The 23796-nt window shown below is 54.8% G+C and carries 20 protein-coding genes and 1 other annotated feature; of the genes, 5 read left to right on the top strand and 15 right to left on the bottom strand.

Translation table 11 applies throughout. The annotated features are described in order from the left end of the window. Positions 1 to 188 precede the first annotated feature (188 nt). A complete protein-coding gene (locus N6G83_RS31815; protein ID WP_074032026.1) occupies positions 189 to 1409 on the top strand; it encodes an MFS transporter in 1221 nt (406 codons plus the stop codon). Between the two features lie 225 nt (positions 1410 to 1634). After that, the gene (gene ybaL, locus N6G83_RS31810; protein ID WP_024528412.1) at positions 1635 to 3326 is read left to right on the top strand and encodes a YbaL family putative K(+) efflux transporter; all 1692 of its coding nucleotides are present in this window, start codon (positions 1635 to 1637) and stop codon (positions 3324 to 3326) included. A gap of 53 nt (positions 3327 to 3379) precedes the next feature. Here ybaL and N6G83_RS31805 read toward each other — a convergent pair whose 3' ends face one another. From N6G83_RS31805 to N6G83_RS31750, 12 genes are all read right to left on the bottom strand, one after another. After that, positions 3380 to 4684, bottom strand: a complete 1305-nt coding sequence (locus tag N6G83_RS31805; RefSeq protein ID WP_024528411.1) for an inosine/guanosine kinase — start codon at positions 4682 to 4684, stop codon at positions 3380 to 3382. A 111-nt stretch (positions 4685 to 4795) separates the two neighbouring features. After that, positions 4796 to 5758 carry a ferrochelatase gene (gene hemH / locus N6G83_RS31800; protein ID WP_024528410.1) on the bottom strand — a complete coding sequence of 321 codons (963 nt, stop codon included), beginning with the start codon at positions 5756 to 5758 and terminating at the stop codon, positions 4796 to 4798. 127 nt (positions 5759 to 5885) lie between these two features. Continuing rightward, positions 5886 to 7034 carry a glycerate kinase gene (locus N6G83_RS31795; protein WP_211134872.1) on the bottom strand — a complete coding sequence of 383 codons (1149 nt, stop codon included), beginning with the start codon at positions 7032 to 7034 and terminating at the stop codon, positions 5886 to 5888. 135 nt (positions 7035 to 7169) lie between these two features. Then, on the bottom strand, positions 7170 to 8303 hold the full coding sequence (locus N6G83_RS31790; protein WP_098928396.1) for a sugar diacid recognition domain-containing protein: 1134 nt from the start codon (positions 8301 to 8303) through the stop codon (positions 7170 to 7172). Positions 8304 to 8415: 112 nt separating this feature from the next. Further along, the gene (gene adk, locus N6G83_RS31785; protein WP_024528407.1) at positions 8416 to 9060 is read right to left on the bottom strand and encodes an adenylate kinase; all 645 of its coding nucleotides are present in this window, start codon (positions 9058 to 9060) and stop codon (positions 8416 to 8418) included. 247 nt (positions 9061 to 9307) lie between these two features. Continuing rightward, positions 9308 to 11173, bottom strand: coding sequence for a molecular chaperone HtpG (gene htpG, locus N6G83_RS31780; RefSeq protein ID WP_037434744.1), 1866 nt, complete (start codon positions 11171 to 11173; stop codon positions 9308 to 9310). 143 nt (positions 11174 to 11316) lie between these two features. Next, positions 11317 to 11922, bottom strand: coding sequence for a recombination mediator RecR (gene recR / locus N6G83_RS31775; protein ID WP_024484410.1), 606 nt, complete (start codon positions 11920 to 11922; stop codon positions 11317 to 11319). After that, positions 11922 to 12251: a YbaB/EbfC family nucleoid-associated protein gene (locus N6G83_RS31770; RefSeq protein ID WP_021180123.1), complete on the bottom strand. Its 330-nt coding sequence runs from the start codon at positions 12249 to 12251 to the stop codon at positions 11922 to 11924. The genes recR and N6G83_RS31770 overlap by 1 nt, the downstream gene beginning before the upstream one ends. A 40-nt stretch (positions 12252 to 12291) precedes the next feature. Then, a complete protein-coding gene (gene dnaX / locus N6G83_RS31765) occupies positions 12292 to 14244 on the bottom strand; it encodes a DNA polymerase III subunit gamma/tau (protein ID WP_024528405.1) in 1953 nt (650 codons plus the stop codon). Continuing rightward, positions 12895 to 12959, bottom strand: a sequence feature (DnaX frameshifting element). (Overlaps the previous gene by 65 nt.) 420 nt (positions 14245 to 14664) lie before the next feature. Next, entirely contained in the window at positions 14665 to 15603 is a 939-nt protein-coding gene (locus N6G83_RS31760; RefSeq protein WP_409529730.1) for an Rpn family recombination-promoting nuclease/putative transposase, read from the bottom strand. 190 nt (positions 15604 to 15793) lie between these two features. Next, positions 15794 to 16345 (bottom strand): adenine phosphoribosyltransferase, encoded by a 552-nt coding sequence (gene apt / locus N6G83_RS31755; protein ID WP_021180126.1) that lies wholly within the window; start codon positions 16343 to 16345, stop codon positions 15794 to 15796. A 147-nt stretch (positions 16346 to 16492) separates the two neighbouring features. Continuing rightward, positions 16493 to 16873 (bottom strand): DUF454 family protein, encoded by a 381-nt coding sequence (locus N6G83_RS31750; RefSeq protein WP_021805456.1) that lies wholly within the window; start codon positions 16871 to 16873, stop codon positions 16493 to 16495. A 147-nt stretch (positions 16874 to 17020) separates the two neighbouring features. On the opposite strand from N6G83_RS31750, the gene priC reads away from it, so the two are divergent. Both priC and rsmS read left to right on the top strand, forming a co-directional pair. Continuing rightward, positions 17021 to 17557 (top strand): primosomal replication protein PriC, encoded by a 537-nt coding sequence (gene priC, locus N6G83_RS31745; protein ID WP_024528404.1) that lies wholly within the window; start codon positions 17021 to 17023, stop codon positions 17555 to 17557. A 132-nt stretch (positions 17558 to 17689) separates the two neighbouring features. Further along, positions 17690 to 17869, top strand: coding sequence for a pleiotropic regulatory protein RsmS (rsmS, locus tag N6G83_RS31740; RefSeq protein ID WP_024528403.1), 180 nt, complete (start codon positions 17690 to 17692; stop codon positions 17867 to 17869). A gap of 30 nt (positions 17870 to 17899) precedes the next feature. Here rsmS and mscK read toward each other — a convergent pair whose 3' ends face one another. The 3 genes from mscK to acrR all read right to left on the bottom strand — a co-directional run bounded on the left by mscK (position 17900) and on the right by acrR (position 22472). Further along, positions 17900 to 21292, bottom strand: coding sequence for a mechanosensitive channel MscK (gene mscK / locus N6G83_RS31735; protein WP_199063371.1), 3393 nt, complete (start codon positions 21290 to 21292; stop codon positions 17900 to 17902). Positions 21293 to 21449: 157 nt separating this feature from the next. Then, complete coding sequence (locus tag N6G83_RS31730) at positions 21450 to 21803, bottom strand: DsrE/DsrF/TusD sulfur relay family protein (RefSeq protein ID WP_024528401.1); 354 nt, start codon at positions 21801 to 21803, stop codon at positions 21450 to 21452. A 21-nt stretch (positions 21804 to 21824) separates the two neighbouring features. After that, positions 21825 to 22472, bottom strand: coding sequence for a multidrug efflux transporter transcriptional repressor AcrR (acrR, locus tag N6G83_RS31725; protein WP_024528400.1), 648 nt, complete (start codon positions 22470 to 22472; stop codon positions 21825 to 21827). Positions 22473 to 22614: 142 nt separating this feature from the next. Between acrR and sdeX the strand changes: the two genes are divergently transcribed. Then, a complete protein-coding gene (sdeX, locus tag N6G83_RS31720; RefSeq protein WP_024528399.1) occupies positions 22615 to 23796 on the top strand; it encodes a multidrug efflux RND transporter periplasmic adaptor subunit SdeX in 1182 nt (393 codons plus the stop codon).

The raw sequence follows: 23796 nt of genomic DNA, 5'->3' as shown, positions 1-23796 counted from the left end.
CTGCAACTAATTTCAAATTTTTGCGACATACGTCAAATTATGTCGGAAAGGCACGGCCGGTCCGAATTTTATCGGCGCTCCCGATAGCACATAATGATCGAGAGAGAATCAGCTACCCCGTTGTCGGACGAAAGATGAACGTTATAAGATGTCGCTTTCCCTCTCTCACTTACCAGGCTAATAATAATATGACTGACCGTAGTGAAACGGATATTCCACCGGTAACCAGCAGCGCGGCCAAAGGCACGGCGTTCTCTATTCTCGGTGCTATCAGCGTTTCTCACCTGCTCAACGATATGATGCAATCACTGATCGTGGCGATTTACCCGATTTTGCAAGCCGATTTTAGCCTTAGCTTTGTGCAGATCGGGATGATCACCCTGACTTATCAGCTCACCGCATCACTGCTACAACCGCTGATTGGTTATTACACCGATAAGCACCCGCAGCCTTATTCGCTCCCCATCGGCATGGGATTCACTCTGTCGGGCTTACTGCTGCTTTCGGTGGCCAACACTTTCCCTCTGGTGCTGCTGGCGGCCGCTTTGGTGGGCACAGGTTCCTCCGTATTCCATCCTGAGTCATCCCGCGTCGCGCGCATGGCATCCGGGGGGCGGCACGGTTTGGCCCAGTCGCTGTTCCAGGTGGGTGGCAACTTCGGCAGCTCCCTCGGCCCGCTGTTGGCCGCCCTGATTATCGCCCCCTACGGCAAGGGCAATGTCGCCTGGTTCTCACTGGCTGCGCTGCTGGCTATTGTAGTCTTGTTGCAGGTCAGTAAATGGTATAAGCAGCAACATCGGGCGGCCCAAGGCAAGCCAAAAGCCGCTTCTCTGGTCAAACCGCTGCCAAAACGTACCGTCATGTTCTCCTTAAGCATCCTGCTGGTACTGATATTCTCCAAATACTTCTACTTGGCGAGCATTAGCAGCTATTACACCTTTTATCTCATACATAAGTTTGGCGTTTCGGTACAGAATGCCCAATTCCATCTGTTTGCCTTCCTGTTTGCCGTAGCGGCAGGAACCATTATTGGCGGGCCTTTGGGTGATAAGTTTGGGCGTAAATATGTAATTTGGGGTTCTATCCTGGGCGCTGCCCCATTTACCCTGGCTTTACCCCATGCTTCTCTCTACTGGACCGGGATTTTGACGGTGATCATCGGGGTTATTCTGGCCTCGGCCTTCTCGGCCATTCTGGTGTATGCGCAAGAGCTGATCCCCGGCAAAGTGGGGATGGTTTCCGGTCTATTCTTCGGTTTTGCTTTCGGTATGGGCGGGTTAGGCGCGGCAGTTCTTGGTTATGTCGCTGATTTGACCAGCATCGAGCTGGTTTATCAAATCTGCGCATTCCTGCCGCTTATCGGCATTATCACTGCATTACTACCGAATATGGAGCATAACCAACAATAACCCTGATATTACCCCGGTTTAGCGCAGAAGTTAAACCGGGTTATCTACTCCAAAACCCCATTTAATCCGGTCAATTACGCCATGATTCCCCTTCCTTCTGCCAAAATAGACGAATAGTCTGGTTTTTTACACAAAACCCTAAATTAGCTAAGCAATAAACGCTCAAATGCAATAAACTAAATGTATCCTTTCGTAACACCCGTGAGCACAACCAGAGGAGTATGGATGCATAATTCAACACCCTTGATCACCACTATTGTTGGAGGGTTAGTACTCGCCTTCCTCTTCGGAATGCTGGCAAACCGCCTGCGCATCTCCCCGTTGGTAGGGTATCTAGCCGCAGGCGTACTTGCCGGCCCGTTTACCCCCGGTTTTGTCGCTGATACCTCGTTGGCGCCGGAACTCGCGGAGATTGGGGTGATCCTGCTGATGTTCGGTGTTGGTCTCCATTTCTCGCTTAAAGATCTCCTCGCAGTAAAAAATATCGCTATCCCAGGGGCCATTGCCCAAATCGCCGTCGCGACGGTGTTGGGGATGGGGTTGTCCAAACTGATGGGCTGGGATTTGGTTTCCGGCCTGGTGTTCGGCCTGTGTCTGTCCACCGCCAGTACCGTGGTACTGTTGCGCGCCCTGGAAGAACGGCAACTGATCGATAGCCAACGCGGGCAGATCGCCATCGGCTGGCTGATTGTCGAAGATTTGGCCATGGTGTTGGCCCTGGTGCTGCTGCCGGCATTTGCCAATATGCTCAACAGCGATACCGCCAGCACCACGCAACTGCTCACCGAGTTGGCCATCACCATTGGCAAGGTTATCGCCTTTATCGCGCTGATGATTATCGTCGGCCGCCGTGTGGTGCCATGGATCCTGGCAAAAACCGCCAGTACCGGCTCGCGCGAGCTGTTTACGCTGGCGGTATTGGCACTGGCGCTGGGTATTGCCTACGGCGCTGTCGGCCTGTTTGATGTCTCATTTGCCCTGGGTGCCTTCTTTGCCGGTATGGTGCTGAACGAATCGGAACTGAGCCACCGCGCAGCGCACGATACGCTGCCGCTGCGTGACGCCTTTGCGGTGCTGTTCTTTGTCTCGGTCGGTATGCTGTTCGACCCGATGATACTGATCAACCAACCGCTGGCGGTGTTGGCAACGCTGGCGATTATCCTGTTTGGTAAATCGGTGGCAGCCTTCGCACTGGTCAAAATGTTCGGCCACTCCAAACGTACCGCGCTGACCATTTCCGCCAGCCTGGCACAGATTGGTGAATTCGCCTTTATCCTGGCCGGATTGGGAGTCACGCTGGGCATGATGGATCAGCATGGCCGCAATCTGGTGCTGGCCGGGGCGATCCTGTCAATCATGCTCAACCCGCTGTTGTTTACCTTGCTGGAGCGCTATCTGGCCAAGACGGAAACCATCGAGGATCAGATCCTGGAAGAAGCGGTAGAGGAAGAGAAGCAGATCCCAGTTGATATCTGCAATCATGCCGTCGTCGTGGGTTATGGTCGGGTTGGCAGTCTGCTAGGGGCCAAACTGACCGAAGAAGGCGTCTCGATGGTGGTGATAGAAAACTCCCGCCCTCGGGTTGAAGCGCTGCGCGCTCAAGGCATCAAAGCGGTGTTAGGCAATGCAGCCAATCCTGAAATCATGGAACTGGCGCGGCTCGACTGCGCACGCTGGCTGCTGCTGACCATTCCCAATGGTTATGAAGCCGGTGAGATCGTGGCCTCGGCCCGCACCAAGCGCCCAACTCTGGAGATTATCGCCCGCGCTCATTACGACGACGAGGTTTCGTATATTTCCGACCGGGGTGCCGATCAGGTGGTGATGGGGGAACGTGAGATCGCCAACAGCATGTTGAATATCCTCAAGCTGGATACGCTGTCGGACGAAGAAAAGCTGGCCGCCTGCCCAATCTGAAGCCATTAAGCCGGTAAGAGCGCTAAAACCGCGCTCTTACCGGTTGTTGTTGGTTACCGTTCCCAGTAAGACTCTTCCAGACTGTCTTCCCGCTCCGGCAGCCCACGGGTCAAACGTGGCGAGTGCTGGTTAAGCACCTGATAGCTAACGCGGTTGGCATATTTGCAGACCTGCGCCAATGAAGAATAGGTCAGGTAGCTACGCACATGCTTGCTGGAGTTTGGCACGTTGTTACGGTGATAGCCGTTAGCGGCGATATCATGCAGCAGCGCAGACAACGCACCGTCGCCCGCACCGTTGGTATTCATGATCTTTTCCGGGCCGCCCATATACGGGGCGATATGCGAATAGACCTTGAGCGCGTTTTCGCAGCTTGCACGGCGCATCGCACGGCTGAATTCGAAGCGGTTAAACTCGGCGATATGGCCCGGCAACAGCGGATGCTGAGTTTCACGCTTGTTGGCCTCTTCGGTGTAGCCTGCCATGTACAGACCGTTTGGCCCAGCGGTACACAGCACCAAATCTACCCAGTCCAATGCCATCTCTGAGGCCATCAGCGGATCGCTCAACCCTGTGAGTTCCAACGCCTCATCTTCATTCATCGCCAGAATGGAAACATGTTCCCTGAGAAAATCACGCCACCACACCGGGTTATCCGCAATGACATACTTGGTGCCCAGCGTCAGCACCACCGGTACATCATGCTTTTTGGCAAACGCGATCGCCTGCATGGTGGCTTCCGGCATTGGCTCACCGGGTTTGCAACGCACCAGATAGGAGGTCAGTACCAACGCGGCAGCCCCTGCGATCACTTCTTCAGGAATGCTTTCCGGGCGTAGCTGGTTCATCTGCCCCGGGCTGATGGCAAAGGTGCGCTCGCCGCTCTCGCTAATCAGCGTAAAGCAGCGGCCAATGGCCCCATCCACTGCTTGCAGGTAGTTGAGATCGGTACGACTGGAGGTGTTGCACAGATAGCGATAGGCATAGCTGCCAATTTTGACGTTGCTGCACATCACGCCGAGCAGCACGGAACGATCGTCCGCCAGTACCGAGTAGTTGTGCAGGGTGTTACCGATGGTGCCACCGGCAAATTGATGAGTGATCAGGTTGTTGTCGCTCAGTTCCTGATACAGCGCCTCGGCAACGTCGTCTTCAATGACCAGCGAATGGCCCAGGCTAAGGCCGTAGCGTTCAACAAACGCATCATCCACTTTAGCTTCGATATCTACCAGCGTCTGATCGATACCGACGACATAAGAGGTACTGACTTCATTTTCAGGCTGTGTCTGCTGCAATAACGGATCGCGAGCGTTGACCGGAAAATAATGTTTGGATTTACGTTTACCAGGAAATTTCATGTGATTGGCGGTGAGTTGCGGTGAACAGGCAGGAATGTTAGCACATTCCCGCCTGATTGCTGCGCTTTCACGTGAGCATTTTGCTAGCCGAGCGGTGAAAAGCCGGCTTGATTACAGCCGTTGCCCCACCAGCTGTTGCATCATATCGATATGGGCGGCGTCATCATTAAGTGCCGGGATGTATTCAAACTTCTCGCCCCCCGCCTCCAGGAAAATTTCGCGGTTCTGCTCTTTGATCTCCTCCAGCGTTTCCAGGCAATCCGCAGAAAAACCGGGGCAGATCAGTTGGATATGCTTCACCCCTTGCGCTGGCAGGCTCTTCAGGGTTTCGTCGGTGTACGGCGTCAGCCAGGGCTCCCGGCCAAAACGCGATTGATAGGTCATCATCACCCGATCTGGGGCCAGAGGTATGGCCGCCGCCAACGCGCGGTAGGTATCTTCGCAACGTTGCGGGTAATCATCACCCAGAGTGGCGTAGCGTTTGGGAATACCGTGGAACGACATCACCAGGCGATCGGGCTTACCGTGTTCAGCGAACGACCGCTCAACGCTTTGCTGCAAAGCCAGGATATACGCTGGGTGCTCGGCATAGTCACGGATAAAGCCAATCGATGGCAGGCGGCGATAGCCTTTCAGCACCCGCGCCACACCATCCCAGACCGCTGCGCTAGTCGAACACGAGTATTGCGGATACAGCGGCAACACCACCAGATTGGTCACGCCCTGCGCCAATAGGCTGTCGATCGCCTGTGCCAGGCTGGGTGAACCGTAGCTCATGCCCAGTTCTACCGGGGTATTTGGCATACGCGCCGCCAGCTCCCGCTGTTGGCGGCGGCTATAGACCAGCAACGGTGAACCTTCTTCCATCCAGACGGATTGATAAAGCTTTGCCACACGCGGTGAACGGATCGGCAGAATGATGCCGTTAAGAATTGGCCACCAGATCAGCGGGGCAGTATCGACCACCCGGTTGTCACTGAGAAATTCTTTCAGATAGCGTTTTACCGCCTGCGGGGTAGGTGCCTCTGGCGTACCCAGATTCACCAGCAATACCCCGTGTTTCTCTTGTTTCATTCCGATCCCCTTGTCCTTCCCGGCAAATACCCTGTTATTTCTCAGCGTATTAACAGCCACTCATGCGGCCTATTGTAACGGAAAAGCGCCGGACCGGAACCTATATCAATAACAGGTAGAACGGGGGTTATTTTTGCGCCAGTTGCCAGACGGCGGCTACGTTACGCGCCGTGACTTCCAGGTTATGGGCCGCGTCCGCCAGCGCCTCTGGCAGCGTCACGATGCGGTCGATCACCGAGAAAGCGGCGTCGATGCCGTGTTGATGCACCACCTGATAGTCTTTTGACAGGCTACCGGCGATGGCAATCACCGGTAATTGGTGGCGCTTGGCTACCCGCGCAACGCCGATCGGGGTTTTGCCGTGGATCGACTGGCTGTCGAGCCGACCTTCACCCGTGATCACCAGGTCAGCATTACGTACCGCGTCTTCCAGATGCAGCGTTTCGATCACGATTTCGATGCCTGGCCGCAGTTCAGCGGCCAGAAAACCGATCAATGCCGCTCCCATGCCCCCTGCCGCGCCTGAGCCAGGCACCTGCAATACCTTGCGCCCGGTGCTCTGCTCCAGGAGCGTGCCGTAATGATGCAGCGCCTTGTCCAGTTGCTGCACCTTCTCCGGCGTAGCCCCTTTCTGTGGGCCGAAGATTGCTGAAGCCCCGTGATCGCCACACAGCGGGTTATCCACATCACAGGCTACCGTAATCTTCACCTGCTGCAAGCGGGGATCCAATTGGCTAAGATCGATATACGCCAGTTGCGCCAACGCCGCGCCACCGGGCCGTAATTCTTGATTATGATGGTCGAGTAGCTTAGCGCCCAGCGCCTGCATCATGCCCGCCCCACCATCGTTGGTTGCGCTGCCGCCGATCCCCAAAATGATCGAGTCTACACCTTGTTGCAGTGCCGCCAGGATCAGCTCACCGGTGCCAAAGCTGGTGGTCACTAACGGATCGCGTTCGTCACCCGCCACCAGATGCAGCCCGGACGCGGCCGCCATTTCGATAACTGCGGTTTTCCCTTCCCCCAGCAGGCCATAAAACGCTGCGGTAGGTTTGCCCTGCGGCCCGCTCACCTGCACATTGATGATTTCCCCACCGGTGGCGGCCACCATCGCATCGACGGTGCCCTCGCCTCCGTCCGCCATGGGCAGCAACACATAGTGCGCCTGCGGATAGATTTGCCGGAAACCACGCTCGATCGCTTCTGCGACACCCTGAGCACTCAGGCTCTCTTTAAAGGAGTCGGGGGCAATTACCACTTTCTGTAGGGTGTTCATCGACAGTGCCTTAATCTTCAGAGGATGCCACTGCATCGGTTAGTGAATACCATACCCTGCCGACAACGGAAATTCTTTAGCGATAGACACAAACAAAAGGGTAAAAAATAACGTTATTTTGTGCATTCACACAATTCAATCCTGCATCAACATACCGATATACAGTTGCAAGACGTCCGCCAATTGATTGATCTTCAGGCCAGTCGTTTTTTCTACGCGCTGTAGGCGGTAACGCAGGGTGTTAACGTGAATATGCAGCTGTGCCGCAGTCTTGGTTTGGTCACAATTCTGATTGAAATAGTGGCGCAGCGTGTTTCTCAGCATCCCTTTCTCATCCAGGGCGCTCAATTGCTGCCAGGGCCGGGATAGCTCCTGCGCTCGCCAATCCTCCCCCAAATCACACAACAGAGAGGGCAGCGGGTAATCATCATAAAATAGCGTATGCTGGGGCAACTTAAGGCGGTGCGCCATGGTTTGCACTGCACGCGCGGTCTGAATGGAGCGGTAGACGCCCTCATCACCACTGTAAAAGCCCCCGACGATCAACCGCAGGCCAAAGCGTTGCTGGATCTCATGCTGGAGTTGCTGGGCCAGCTTGCGCTCCTGCTGCACGTCCCACACGCCCTGTCTCATACAGGCCGGGCGCAAGAGCACCAGTTCATTAAAGCTGGTCATGGTGATAAGCGCCTCACGCTGGGTGATCTCCAGCTCTGCCAGCAAGCCTCTCAGTGCCTGCGGCTGCGGCTCATACAGCTCAAGCAGCCAGACAATGCGTGGCTGTTGCAGATCCAGCTCTAAATAGGCCGCCATCGCCTCGCGCGAACCGGGTTCACTGTGCCCTTGCAGCAGTTGGTTGGCCAGCTCTTCCCGGTAACGCTTCTCCCACTGATGTTGATCGAGCATCGCGGCCTGTTCCACCATCAGCTCCGCCGCCATTTTCACCAGTTCACCATAGGCTCGCACCTGGGCCGGATCGCCGGAAACCCCTATCGCGCCGACCAGTTGATTGCGGAAACTGAATGGGAGATTGATGCCGGGTTGCACCCCCTTCAGATGCTGTGCCGTTGCCTCATCAATCTCCACCACCCGGTTTTCGGTCAGAGCCAATACCGCCCCTTCATGGCGCTGATACAGGCGTGAGGCGTTACCGGAGGCAATAATGACGCCGTTGCTGTCCATCACGTTGACCGAATGGTGAATGATGCTCATCGCGCGTTGCACGATCTGACGCGCGGTCGCTTCTTGCAAAAAATTTGTCTGCCTGGGCATGCGGCTTTTCCTGTCGGGCGAAACGGTAGCACTGATAACCTAGCATGAAGCGGCAAAAAAAAACGCCGGGCAGCAACAGCAAGCCCAGCGTTTTCTACAGCCTTGACACCGATTAGCCCAGAATGGTCGCCAGCTCAGCGCTCACTTCCGTCACCTTACGGGTGCCATCGATCTTGTGGTAGGACGTATTGCCCGCCTCGGCTTCTTTATGATAGTAAGACACCAGCGGCGCGGTCATCTGATGGTATTCCACCAGGCGCTTACGCACGGTCTCTTCCTGATCGTCTTTACGGGTGGTCAACTCTTCGCCAGTGGCGTCATCTTTCCCTTCCACCTTCGGCGGATTGAATTTGATGTGGTACACGCGGCCAGATGGCGCATGCACGCGGCGGCCAACGATACGATCGACGATCAGTTCGTCCGGCACGTCGAACTCCAGCACGTAATCCACTTTAATGCCGGCTTCTTTCATCGCATCGGCCTGTGGAATGGTGCGTGGGAAACCGTCCAGCAGGAAACCGTTACGGCAGTCTTCCTGGGTAATACGCTCTTTGACCAGCGCAATAACCAGCTCATCGGTCACCAGCTTGCCGGCGTCCATGATTTCTTTCGCCTTTTTGCCCAGCTCAGAACCGGCCTTAACGGCTGCGCGCAACATATCGCCCGTGGAGATTTGCGGAATGCCGTATTTCTCCATGATGAATTGAGCCTGAGTGCCTTTACCAGCGCCTGGAGCGCCCAGCAGAATGATACGCATTGCGTAAATCCCCTTGCTATGTATTTCCCTTCATTCTTCGGGCCGCGGCCGGAAGTCTATCGGGTTTGAGTTTTTATTAAATTTCGAAAACACTCAACCTTACCATTTCTGAGGGGGGTGGCTCAAGGTAGCGAGAGGAAATCGGTTGCGGAAAGATCGGGCTGAAACGAGGCAAGCAGCGAGAAAATTTAACCGGAATAGAAGAGATTACGCCCCAAACTCTAAGGTCTGGGGCGTATTTTGCTGATTAAGCGGACAACAGCTTATTCATGCGGCGGATAAACTGGTTTGGATCTTCCAGCGTCCCACGCTCGGCCAGCAGGGCCTGATCCAACAGCAGATCGATCCATTCGGCAAATTGTTCGTTATCGCCCACATCGGATGCGCGTTTGACCAACGCATGCTCTGGGTTCAGCTCGAAGATATACTTCACTTCCGGCGCAGCTTGCCCCGCAGCGGCAAACAGTTTGGCCATCTGGGTGCTCATCTCGTCGGCATCGGTGGTGACGATGGCCGGGGTATCAGTCAGACGATGCGTCAGACGCACGTCCTTCACGCGCTCACCCAGCAGCGTCTTGACCCGCTCGATAAACGGCTCCAGCTGCTTCTCGGCTTCTTTCTGCTCTTCGGTTTCATCCGCCAGTTTATCCAGCGCTTCATCCGCTTTGCTGACCGACTGGAACACCTTACCGTCAAACTCGGTCAGGTAGCTCATCATCCACTCATCGATACGGTCAGACAGCAGCAGGACTTCGATGCCTTTCTTGCGGAACAGCTCCAGGTGCGGGCTGCTCTTGGCGGCGGCATAACTGTCTGCGGTGATGTAGTAAATCTTGTCCTGGCCTTCGGTCATGCGGCTGACATACTCTTCCAGCGAGACGGTTTGCGCCGAGCTGTCATTATGCGTAGAAGCAAAGCGCAGCAGTTTGGCGATGGCCTCTTTGTTGCCGCCGTCCTCCGCTGGCCCTTCTTTCAGTACCATACCGAACTGCTGCCAGAACTTCTGGTAGGCTTCCGCATCGTCTTTCGCCAGCTTGTCAAGCATCTGCAACACACGTTTGGTCAGCGCGCCACGCAGGTTCTGGGTAACACGGCTGTCCTGCAGGATTTCACGCGAAACGTTCAGCGGCAGATCGTTGGAATCGATCAGGCCACGCACAAAGCGCAGGTAGTTCGGCATGAACTGCTCGGCGTCATCCATGATAAACACGCGCTGAACGTACAGCTTCAGGCCGTGTTTGTGATCGCGATTCCACATATCCCACGGTGCCTGGGCCGGGATGTACAGCAGGCTGGTGTACTCCTGCTTACCTTCCACCCGGTTGTGGCTCCAGCTCAGCGGATCGGTAAAGTCATGGGCAATATGCTTGTAGAACTCTTTGTACTCTTCTTCGCTCACGTCAGCTTTGTTGCGAGTCCACAACGCTTGCGCCTTGTTGATTTTCTCCCAGGTGACGGTGCCGTCTTCTTCATTCTTGGTTTCGATCTCTACCGGCAGCGCAATGTGATCGGAATATTTGCCAATCACCGAGCGCAGACGCCAGCCGTCGAGGTATTCGTCTTCGCCTTCACGCAGGTGCAGGGTAATTTCGCTGCCGCGATCGGCCTTGCTGATATCGGCGATAGTGTAATCACCTTCACCGGCAGACTCCCAGTACACCCCTTGATCTTCCGCAGCACCGGCCGCGCGGGTACGTACGGTGACTTTGTCCGCCACGATGAACGCTGAGTAGAAGCCCACGCCGAACTGACCGATCAGTTGGCTGTCTTTAGCCTGGTCTGAGCCGATAGACTCCAGGAAGGCCTTGGTACCAGATTTGGCAATCGTCCCCAGGTTTTCGATCACTTCTTCGCGGCTCATACCGATGCCGTTATCGGCAATCGTCAGGGTGCGCTTCTCTTTGTCGAAAGACAGACGCACGCGTAGTTCACCATCACCTTCATACAGCTCAGGCTTGGAAAGCGCGCGGAAACGCAGCTTGTCTGCCGCATCGGAGGCGTTGGAGATCAGCTCACGCAGGAAGATTTCTTTATTGGAGTACAGCGAATGGATCATCAAATGAAGCAGTTGTTTGACTTCAGACTGGAACCCACGGGTTTCTTGACCTTTCATACTCATTGATTACCTCAAAGACAGTAGTGACCAAATCATGCAATGAGGATCAGATGGGGTTAACTCTGTGGTTTTTCAAGCGGCTGGCGGGGAATTTTTTGTCAACTGAATTACGGGGCAGAGGGCTGCCCCGTACAGAATCATCAGAATTTGATCGCGTGGCGTCCGGCCAGGGAGTGCGACAGCGTGGTGCCATCCACCATTTCCAGTTCACCACCCACCGGGACCCCGTGAGCAATGCGGCTGGCAAGTACGCCATATTGGCCACACATCTCGGCGATGTAGTTGGCCGTAGCATCCCCTTCCACCGTCGGGTTGGTGGCCAGGATCACTTCGGTGATGGTTTCCTTCTCCAGCCGTTGCTCCAGCCGGTCCAGGCCGATGTCGCCAGGGCCAATGCCGTCTAACGGTGACAGATGGCCCATCAGCACAAAGTAGCGCCCGGCAAACTGGCCGGTCTGCTCGATGGCGTGAATATCCGCCGGGCTCTCCACTACGCAAATCTGGCCGTTTTGCTGGCGGCGCACATTATTGCAGATGGTGCAGGTATCCTGCTCGGTGAAGGTACGGCAATCGGCACAGTGGCCGATCTCCGACATGGCACGGGTCAGCGCCTGTGCCAACCGCATCCCGCCGCTGCGATCGCGCTGCAGCAGTTGGAACGCCATACGCTGCGCCGACTTCGGGCCAACGCCCGGCAGGCAGCGCAGTGCCTCCATCAATGATTCAAGGAGCGGGCTGGTTTGCATCAGAACGGCATCTTAAAGCCTGGCGGCAACTGCATCCCGCTGGAAACCGACGCCATCTTCTCTTTCTGGGTTTCTTCGATGCGACGTGCTGCGTCATTGAAAGCAGCAGCAATCAGATCTTCCAGCATCTCTTTGTCGTCTTCCATCAGGCTTGGGTCGATTTCTACCCGGCGGCAGTTATGCGCCCCGTTGATGGTCACTTTCACCAGGCCTGCGCCGGATTCACCAGTCACTTCCAATTTGGCAATTTCTTCCTGCATCTGCTGCATCTTTTCCTGCATTTGCTGGGCTTGCTTCATCAGATTACCCATACCGCCTTTACCAAACATAGTCGTCTCTCATAGCATTGGCCGCGCACTGTGCGCCGCGTTAAATAGGGCGAATACTCTCTTCATCCAGATCTGCATCGAAGAACCGACGCAGGGTCTGGATATTGGTATCCGCAACGATGGACTGGCGAGCCTGTGCCAGTTTTTCTTCATAAATGGCTTGCCGCCACTCCAGCGGAGTCCGCTCCGCCGGATTATCGTCTTCCACCACGCTGAGTTCAACCGTGCGGCCATGTAACTCACTGAGTGCCTGTGCAAGCGTCTTCTGCGCCGAAGGCGAATTCAGATGACGCTGCGAAGACCGCAGGTGGAGACAAATACTGTCTGGTGCCAGTTGCTGCTTAAAGGCATTTAGCGCCAGTTGCTGCACCAGTTTCGGTATTTTTAGCTGGTCGATCTCTGCCGCCCAAGGATCGCGTTCGATGGACTCAACCACCAGTTTAGCCGACAGCTCAGGCGTTTTTTCATGTTCGAGCGCCGTACGCAACGCTTTTGGCGTGGCCAGCGGTTCCGGCGCGGCTTCAGGTTCGGTAAGCGCGCGCCAGCGATAAGCCTCCGGCTTGGCCGGTTTCTCCGTCACGATCTTTTCGGCCTGACGCTTCTGGCTGCGTTCGGTTACCGAGGCTAAACGCTCTAGTGCCGAGTTAGCCGGCCGCGCTATTCCTGGCGCCGCCGGCTCATTCTTTTTTGCGGTGGATGCCCCCTGTTGCCGCAGCAACTGGGTTCGCGCTTTAAGTAGCTGCGCGGTAGCATCCGGTAAATTTGTTGGTTGAGTATTCTGCGGCTGTGCAGCCTGCCCTAAGGGGGGCGGGGCATCTGGATAGGCAGAAGGTGGCGCAACGGCCATATTCCCCTGCGGCTGCGCCGGCGCGATCTGCACCATGGCCACCGGCTCAGGGATCACCGCTTTTGGGTGAAACGCCAGCGCGCGCAGCAGGGTCATCTCAACGCCCATACGGCGATCCGGGGCATAGGCCAGCTCTTTGCGGCCAACCAGCAAGGTTTGGTAGTAAAGCTGTACGTCCGTTGGCGGCAGGGTGCGCGCCAGCTCACGTAACCGCTGCTCAATCGCAGCGTAATGGTTATCCAGCACCGCAGGCAGCAGTTGCACCATCGCAATACGGTGCAGCAGCGCCAGTGTTTCCACCAGCAGGTTTTCCCAATCCACACCGCGTGACGCTGCCTGGGCGACCTGCGCCATCACTTTTTCGCCGTCGGCACTCACCAGGGCTTCCAGGATGGCCAGCGGCTGCTCATCATCCAACGTCCCTAGCATCTGGCTGACGGTGTCGGTCGTCACCTGCCCTTGCCCCATGGCAATCGCCTGGTCGGTCAGGCTGAGGGCATCACGCATACTGCCATCGGCGGCGCGCGCCAACAGTTGCAACGCGCGGGCATCGCTGGTGATGTGCTCTGCCAGCAAGACGGTTTCCAACTGCGTGCGGATCTGTTCCACGTCCATCGCTTTAAGATGGAATTGCAGGCAGCGGGAAAGAATAGTGACCGGTAGCTTCTGCGGATCGGTGGTTGCCAATAGGAACTTGACGTGCGCAGGCGGCTCTTCCAGCGTTTTCAGCAACGCATTGAAGCTGTGGCGCGAGAGCATGTGGACTTCATCGATCAGGTAGACCTTGAAACGGCCGCGCGCCGGGGCGTATTGCACGTTATCGAGCAGATCGCGAGTATCTTCCACTTTGGTTCTGGAGGCGGCATCGATCTCGATCAGATCGACAAAGCGCCCCTGCTCAATCTCACGACAGTTATCACATTGGCCGCAGGGCGTCGCGGTAATGCCTGTTTCGCAGTTCAAACCTTTGGCCAGCAGCCGCGCAATGGTGGTTTTACCCACGCCGCGTGTGCCGGAGAACAGATAGGCGTGATGGATCCGCCCCAGAGAGAGGCCATTAGCCAGCGCCGTCAGGACATGCTCTTGTCCGACAACCTCTGCAAACGTTTGGGGGCGCCACTTACGGGCAAGAACCTGATAGCTCATTAAGACTTCATCACTGATTTATGGAGTAATTTCAACCCAAGTAGTACATCACAACGTCAAGGACATTGCCATGTGGGCGGCCTGCTGGGTACCGAGGTTGAACCGATACCCTTTATCGTCCGATGGCCACGCACACTTTAGTGTAACAGTACGCCCGCCGTCATTCCTATAACTTTGCATCATGCCTGCCAGACGCGAGCCTGGTGGCCAGTCAATGACAGGGAAACCCCTTGGTGAAGGTTAACCGCCTGAAAGAATTTATACTGTGTTTGACAATGAAGAGCTATCGATGGGGCTTTATCTGCCGTCTGAAACTGGCTTTTTGCAGTTTTAGCTAACCATGCAGTAACCGGTTGCCCCTGAAAATAAGGCCATCGCGATACCAGGTGGAACGGCCAACGAACGCCAGCCGTTAAAGCTTTAGTGGCGGATCTGGGCCAGCTCGTCTTCGGTCAAACCCGTTGCCTCAAGCACGGCCTCACGAGCCATGCCCATTTTGAGCAGGCTACGGGCTACGTCCAGCTTACCCAGCAGAACGCCTTCTTCGCGGCCTTCTTCAAGCCCAGCAATTCGGCCCTCTTCTCGACCTGCAATTCTGCCTTTCTGCTCCAGCTGTTTTGCAATAGTCATTAGTTCGTCTCCGTGTTCGGGCACTCGTTGTGCCAGCTCGCGTACAAAGGCTTCTGCGTCGGCGGTTTCGCCAGCCTGTACTAAATAGTGTACCAACGATATCACCTGTTGCGAAGAAAGATATCCCGCCATCAGGATGGTCGCTAACCGGTCAGTCAGCTCTGTGATGTCGCGTTGGTGGATATGTTTCTGTAACAGCGTCAGTGCGGCCATGCTGCGGTGATTCATAATTTCATCATCGGGAATGACAGTGACATCCACCACAGGAAAATCGGCACCGTAGATTTTTTTCGCCAGCTCAGGAGCGTCAAACTCCTGCAGCCAGTTGGTTGAATACGGGTACGGGCTACGTTTGCCAGTGTAGAACAGTATAGGAATAACCAGGGGTAGCTTTTTGTGCCCGGCCGCAAGATGACGCTGCATGGCGGCAATGGCGTAACGCAGCAGCCTGAAGGCCATATGTTGATCTGGCGTTGACTGATGTTCGATAAGCACATGAATGTAGCCATCGCCCGCCGCGGTTTTCAGGCTATAGAGAACATCACTGAAATACTGGCGTAGATCGTCCTCAACAAAAGAGCCGGATTCAAGCTTCAGAGTGCTGAGGTCGCAAATCTTGCGTAGTTCTCCTGGCAGATGGATTTCGAGGAAATCCTGTGCTGTCCCTGGGTGCATTAGAAACTGTTTGAATACCGCATCGTGTAAATTGAGTTTGCTGTTTTTTCTCACAATCGATCACTTTTCAACCATGCCTGAATGGACTTTATCATATGAGGCCGTGGGTTAAAATGTTGCCGCGAGCCAGAACCTTGGTGTTTTCAGCAAGAAATTGATGAGGATAGAATACAGCGGAGAATACGGGGAAGTCGTGGTTATACGTCAACCCCGCAGCGAACCACGGGGTTGTCTATCGAAGGTATCAATGCCCAGCGAAATCGAGCAGGCAGTAGCAATTGATACCCAGATTATTCAGGCGCGTTTCGCCCCCGAGGTCCGGCAGGTTGATGATGAATGCCGCGTCTGTCACTTCACCACCCAAACGGCGGATCAGCGTAGCGGTGGCTTCGATCGTGCCACCTGTGGCCAGCAAATCGTCAACGACCAGTACTTTGTCGCCAGCAACGATGGCATCGGTGTGAATTTCCAGCTTGTCGGTGCCGTATTCCAGCTCATAGCTTTCGCTCAGCGTCGCACGCGGCAATTTGCCCGGTTTGCGTACCGGCACAAAGCCAACGCCCAGCGCCAACGCCACCGGTGCGCCGAACAGGAAACCACGCGCTTCAGTACCCACCACCTTGGTGACGCCCGTATCGCGGTAACGTTCGACCAGCAGTTCAATACTGGAAGCATACGCCAGCGGGTTTTCCAACAGGCTGGTCACATCACGGAACAGAATACCCGGCTTCGGGTAGTCGGGAATGGTTTTGATACTGTCTCTAATATACTGAAGCTGTTGCGCAGTCGCGGTCATAGTTATTGCCTGATAAAACTACCTGATAACTTCCACACAGGCCTTCAACTACCACGCCTTGAACAAAAATACGGCGGGAGGAAACCTGCGCACGAAAACGCCCAAATCTATGCAAAATGGCGGATAAATGCAACTGACGCCGCACGATCAGCGCTGTTTTTGTTGCGGCAGGTCAATAACTGGCAGCCGGAGCATAAAGGTCAGCAAAATAACCAGGATAGCCAGCAGTACGCCTCGCACCCACCAAAGGTTCACCAACCAGAGGGAAGCGGCAAACGTCACTACAATAACCAGCACCGCTTTCCACTTGGCTCCGGGCGGTAACGCCTTATGCTGTTGCCAATGGCGCAAATAAGAACCGAACCAGGAGCGATACAGCAACCAATGATGAAACCGCGGTGAAGAACGTGCAAAGCACCAGGCAGCCAACAACAGAAATGGGGTCGTTGGCAGTAGTGGCAACACCACGCCCAACGTTGCCAGCACCACGGCTAACCAACCCAGTATAATCAACAACCAACGAGTCATGCCTGTCCTTACCTATCGTGATGGCCCGTTTACTGTAGCATCCTTGGCCATAATGCTGCCAGTTGGCGGCTTTATCCATCCGGAGCTTGTCTCATCTCTCTTTCACGGGCAAGCTTAGGCACCTACTGCCTTATCGAAGGATCTCACGTGACTACGCACCGCTTATTACAGGCGCTTGAACAACAGATCGCCGCCCTGGCCAGCGAAATCCAACCGCGAGGTGATACCCCGATCTCGCAGGCGCGGTTTGACGTTGCCCTGTTCTCCAACCACGGCACGCGGTTACGAGATTATCTGGCCGAGATACAAAAGAACTTTGCCCAGCTACAAACGGCGGTAAAAGACAGCCGTACCGCTCACGTCGCCTTTCTGGCGGAAAAACTGGTGGCACAGCTCACCGCGTTACAGCGCGAAATGGCGACCCAGACGATACGGCGTAAAAATCAGCCGAAGGAAGTGGCGGTGGTCGATTTGTACCACAAGCTCGCCGAACATCAGGATTATGAACGCCGCCTGATCGCCATGATCCAGGACCGCGAAAGTCTTTTAGGGCAACAAACCACCTTCGCCGCGCAGAAGAAATTACAACAGGAACTGGCCGCATTCGAAGGCAGATTAGTGCGTTGTCGGCAAGCGTTGGCGCGCATAGAGCGCAGTATCGAGCGAAAAGAAAACGGTTTTTGAATATTTGTCACATTATTTTAATGATTATTCCCCTCCCCGCGCCAGGTTCACTATACTCAGCCAAAGCACAATCTCGTCTCTCCTGCGTTTAAAACACGGGAAGATCCCTTTACTCACACAAACGTTGGACTTATGTCGCTAGAGAATGCCTCCCCAGAATTACAACTGGCGGTAGACTTGATTTACCTGCTGGAATGCAACGAGATCGATCCGGCAACGGCGCTGGCCGCGCTGGACATTGTCAGAAAAGACTATCAGGAAAAGATGCAGCGTGCGGGCATCACCTCACCGTATTTGCCCACGGGCCAATGATCATGGCCCGCTAGCGTTATCATCTGGTTCCTATACCGCAGGTTGCTCACCGATGCCTGGAACCTGCGCCCGTTTGACCTCCTGCACTTCGTTACCCTGCTGGTTATGCAGATACACTTCCAACTGGTTAAAGGCGATATTAATATCGTTCTCACGGCATAGGCGGTCAATCGCCCGGTTCAACTCATCCACGGTATAGCTGCGATCGCGCAGCTCACGCACGTACAACCGCAGTTCATGATCCAGCGTGCTGGCGCCAAAGTTGAGGAAAAAGACCATCGGCTCAGGATCCGTCATCACGCGCGGGTTTTCATGCGCCGCTTGCAACAGCACCGCCTTGACCTTGTCCAGATCAGAGCCATAGGCCACCCCCACTTTAATCAGCACACGGGTAATGGTGTCTGACAGTGACCAGTTAATCAGCCGCTCGGTGACAAACGCTTTGTTAGGAATGATCACTTCTTTACGGTCAAAGTCCGTAATGGTGGTCGCGCGAATACGGATCTTGCTGACCGTCCCGGAGTACGTGCCGATGGTAATGGTATCGCCGATCCGCACCGGGCGTTCAAACAGGATAATCAGGCCGGAAACGAAGTTGGCAAAGATTTCCTGTAAACCGAACCCCAAGCCTACCGACAGCGCCGCCACCAGCCACTGGAGTTTGTCCCAAGAGACACCTAGCGATCCTAATGCGGTGATGGTGCCCACCGCCGTGATCAGATAGGTCAGAATGGTGGTGATGGCGTAAGACGCCCCCTGTCGCAGCTGCAGGCGAGATAACACCAGTACTTCCAGCAAACCGGGCAGGTTACGCGTCATGACGTAAGCAACGATCACCGCCAAGACGGCCACCATCATGTTACCCAGCGTCACCGCCTGCGGGATCACACTGCCCGCCACGCTGCTGGAGTAATGCCATAGGGTAACGCTGTCAAGGTAGGAGATCACCGTGACCAGATCCGACCATATCGCATAAAACGCACTGGCGAAGATCAGGAACAGCACCATAGTAGTCAAACGCAGCGACTGCTGGTTGATTTGATCCAGCGCCAGAGGGGGTTCCTCTACCGGCTCGTTGCCTTCGGCTCCCTCTTTCTCTTTAGCCAGGCTTTGGCGGCGCGCCAGGGCACGGCGGTAGGCCAACCGACGAGCTGCGACGCTCAGGCCACGGATCGCTGCCAGATAAACGATATTCCACAGGAAATACAGGTACAGGCTATCGATCCAACGGCCAGCCAAACGTAACGTGGTATAGAAGTAACCGGCAAACATCAGCCCTAGCAGGATAACCGGCGTGGCAGCCAGAGCGGTGACCATCAGCAACCGTACTTTATGGGAGTCTTTTTCACGCCAATGGTCGCGGCAGATGGGGAATACCAGCACCGCTAATAGCGCTAACGTCAGGATCACCACCACCTGGCCAATAACATCCTCAACCAATCGCAGCGGCGCTTTTTCACCCAGAACCGACCAGAAGATCAGTGGTAACAGGGCAAGACCCAACCTGAAGGTCTGTCGACGATAGTGCGCACAGCGATCGGCCGGGATAGTAAAATGCCTCTGTGAAATACCTTCGGGGGCCAGCATGCGGAAGGTGAAGCCAAATACCAGCCAGAACAGCGCCAACTGTTGTGACAAGGCCCAGATAAAATCGCTGATGCTGAAATCGGCCCGATAGAACCAGAACCCGGCACCGAGCAGCAGTAAAGAACCCGGTAACACCTTTAATAAGGTGAGCAGAATGGCTTTCGGCGTATGCAGTTGGCTATCACGCTTTAGCTGGCCGACATCATTGGCCAGCTTTTGCAGATGCCTGTCAATCAGGCGGTAGCGCCAGCGCAGTAGGCCAATCACTACCAGCAATGGGATCAGGAACACCAGGGCATGCAGTCCGCCCAACAGCAACTGTCCGGGTTCGAATTTAAAATCCAGCCCGGCCAGTTGTTCTTTCACCGCGCCAGGCAGCCCCTTGAGCCAAGCGAAATCGATAGGCTTATTACTGTTAACCCAGAAAATCTGCTGGGTCAGCGTGTCCTGTACCGAGCTGTAGACGCTGGTCAGTTGCTGTTGATTAATCTGCAGATTGATAGCCAACGACAGTTGGTTATTGAGCTGCTTATTCAGTTGATCGAGCAGCTCACGGCGCATGTCGACAATTTCACTCAAGGCATCAAGCACGTCACCGTTGGCCTTTTCCTTGCTGTCCGCCACCAGTTTATTGATGAAGTCATCGCCCTTGAACAACTCATCGCGCTGCTGGTTGATCTCAAACTGCTCCAGCCGCAAATCCGCGATCTGAGTGCTCATATCCGCCACCAGCGTGCCCGGCGGCAGGTTTTGCTGCTGCTGATAAAGAATGCGTGATAGCACCAGGCTGCCCTTCAGCACCTGGATCTGCTCTTTCAGGTTTTGTTCCGATTGCAGGCCGCGATCGAGCCAGTTTTTTACCTGAATATTTTGCTGGAACAGGGTATTGCTCTCTTGCGTGGCGGTGATCAGCCGCTGGCTGATTTGCCGGTTGATGTTCAGCTCTTTACTCACCAGCTTGTCGCTCTGGATATCGCTGGCATCCTCCGGATTCTGCGCCTCTTTCGCCGTCTTTTCCGACAGTGTCAGCCGTTTGCTGTTTACCACATCCTGCAATACCTGCACCCGGTGGTCCAGGGCGTCGATGTTCATGGTGGTATAATCACGCTGCTTCTGGAGTAAATCTTGTAGCGTGGTATTGGCTTCCAGGCTTCTGCGTTGCAGGTCTATCTCGGCATTCAGCAACACCTGCTCCGTATTGAGCATGACCTGCTGGGTGTTGCGTAATACCTCTTGCCCCGGCGCACGATTGCTAAGGAGGTTACGGATTTCCTGTAAGCGCTGGGAAGCGGTGTACATACTGCTCTGCACACGTTCGGGCTGGGTCTGTAATGAGATGAGCTGGCTGTTGTAGGTCGAGAGGCTTTCCTGGGTGTCCTGCAGGTCGTCCAACGTTTGGTACAGGCGGTTTTCCAACTGGCGCAGGGAAAGCGGCAGCAATTCGGCTCGCGTTACCGCTTCATCAGCAGGGTTCTTCAGCGACTCCAGATCTCGCGTGACCTGCTGTAATTTGGCCGGTGCCTGCTGAACCTGCTGTTTAAGCTGATTGAACTCTTGCCTGGTGCGATCGAGGCGATCAAGCAACTCCATCGTGCGGGTTAAATCCTGCAAGGATTGTTTTTCGACCGGCGTCAGATTTTTTTGCTTGTTCAGCGTTTCTATCTGGCTCTGAATATCGCTACGCGCGGGGAGATCGCCGCTCTGCGCAGCGAACGAGCCCAAAGGCAGAACCAGCGCCGCCGCCAACAAAAACCATAGCGTAATAATGCGGAATTGGCCCGCAGCGTAAGACAAGGAAACAGTTTGAACTACGGGGAGAATACGCCTGCGACTCATGATTTAACGTCGGTTTAACAATGAAGCGCCAAGGTTATCACGATCGCAGGTCAGCAATGAATAAGAAAAGCGTTGCAGTTGATGAACCGCAAATCCCCGTCGTCTTTCAAGCTACAGCGTTGTTACCTGCGAGCGTTAACCCCAGTCACTTACAATATTAGAAAGTCAGCACTTTCTCTGCCGCCAGCGTCCACTGGGCCAACTCCACCAGCGTGCCAATTTCTACGCCATCGGCCAGCTTCAGTTGGCTGACGCCACGAGCATCGGCACAGGTTTTGCACAGTTTGACCGGCACCTGCTGCGCCGTCAGAATCTCCAGCATCTGCTGCAAATGATAGCCTTCACGCGGCTGCTGCCCGGCAATGCCCGCCACGACCGCATCGGACATCAGAAACAGCTTCAACTGCAGCTCGGGCTGCTGTTCTTTCAGGGTGATGGCCAGACGTAGCGCATTGAACAACGATTCGTGGCCATAAGCCGCACCGTTGGCAATCAGTAACAGAGATGACATTGGGATTCTCCTTATCGAGGTCTAGCGGGCTGGCGCGTTCACACGCAAAGAAGGGCTAAGCTGCGCCATTTCGAGGAAGCTGTCGACCAAGATACTCGCCTCGGCTTTGAGATCAAAGCTTTCCGGCATAAACAGCCAGTTCTCCATCAGGCCGGTGATGTAAGCACGCAGGATGATTGCGGCCCGGCGAGTATGCAGATCGGTAGGGAGTTGCCCCTGCTCCATACTGTTGCGTAAAACACGTTCGATACGCTCATAGCCTTCAAGATAAAGCACCTTGCGAGCGTCATGCAACGGCATCATTTCGCCGATAAATTCGCATTTATGGAACACGATCTCCATCAATGCCCGGCGTCGACAGTCATCGACCGTAGCGGTCAGAATATAAATCAGAATTTCTCTTAAAATACGCAGTGGATTATCAGGATACTTTGCCTGATACTCTAACTCCAGATCGCCTATTTTCGACTCTGAGAGCTCCCAAACTTCATTAAACAGGTCTACCTTATTTTTGAAGTGCCAGTAAATTGCACCACGCGTAACCCCGGCAGCGGTTGCGATATCAGTCAAAGATGTTGCCGAAACGCCACGCTCGGAGAATTCCCTCACTGCGGCGTCGAGGATCTGTTGTCGTGTTTCTTGCGCCTGCTGTTTGGTTTTTCGTGCCATGATGTTGTTTTTTAGGGGCGGTGTGATTTACATACATTCGCGAATGTATGTACCATAGCACGCAGATAAAATTAACGCAGCAATGGGTTTTAAAGCTTGTGATCCATTGATCAATTTGAAATCGGACACTTGAGGTTTTTCTATGAACAAAAACAGAGGGTTAACGCCTCTGGCGGCAGTTCTGATGCTTTCAGGCAGCTTAGTGCTTACAGGATGTAATGATAAAGAAACCCAGCAACAGGCCCAACACCAGGCTCCTGCCGTGGGTGTGGTGACGTTGAAGGCTGAACCTCTCAACATTACTACCGATCTTCCTGGTCGTACCGCAGCATACCGCATCGCCGAAGTTCGCCCTCAGGTCAGTGGCATCATCCTGAAACGCAACTTTACTGAAGGCAGCGATATCAAGGCGGGTGTTTCACTGTATCAAATCGATCCAGCGACCTACCAAGCAGCCTATGACAGTGCCAAAGGCGATCTGGCCAAAGCCCAGGCCGCGGCAGAAATCGCGCGTCTGACGGTCAACCGTTACAAGCCTTTACTGGGTACTAGCTACATCAGTAAGCAAGACTTCGATAACGCCAACTCCACCCTGCTGCAGGCTAACGCTTCCGTGGTCGCTGCCAAGGCCGCAGTGGAAACCGCACGTATCAACCTGGCTTACACCAAAGTGACTTCGCCAATCTCTGGTCGTATTGGCCTTTCATCGGTAACCGAAGGGGCGCTGGTGACTTCCGGTCAGGCCAATGCACTGGCTACCGTGCAGCAACTGGATCCGATGTATGTCGACGTGACCCAGTCAAGCAACGATTATCTGCGCCTGAAACAGGAATTGGCTAACGGCACCCTGAAACAGGAAAACGGCAAAGCCAAAGTGAAGCTGCTGCTGGAAAACGGCCAGGAATATGCGCAAGAAGGTTCGTTGGAATTCTCCGACGTGACCGTTGATGAAACCACCGGTTCCATCACTATTCGTGCCATTTTCCCTAACCCGAACGATGCCTTGCTGCCAGGTATGTTCGTGCGCGCCCGTCTGGACGAAGGCGTGCGTACCGATGCCTTGCTGGTTCCGCAACAGGGCGTCACCCGTAACCCGCGTGGCGAAGCTACCGCGATGGTTGTAGGTGCGGACGATAAAGTGGAAGTGCGTACGCTGACCGCCGCGCAGGCAATTGGTGACAAATGGTTGGTGACGGCTGGTTTGAAACCGGGCGATCGCGTCATTGTTTCCGGCCTGCAGAAAATCAGACCTGGCGTTCAGGTGAAAGCGCAAGAAGCTGATAGCAAGCCACAGACTGCGTCTGAACCCGAGAAGAAGTCATAA

It is taken from the genome of Serratia sp. PL7 (assembly GCF_945957435.1).
The sequence above is the reverse complement of the archived record's forward strand: the minus strand, read 5'-3'. Positions and strand labels throughout refer to the sequence as shown.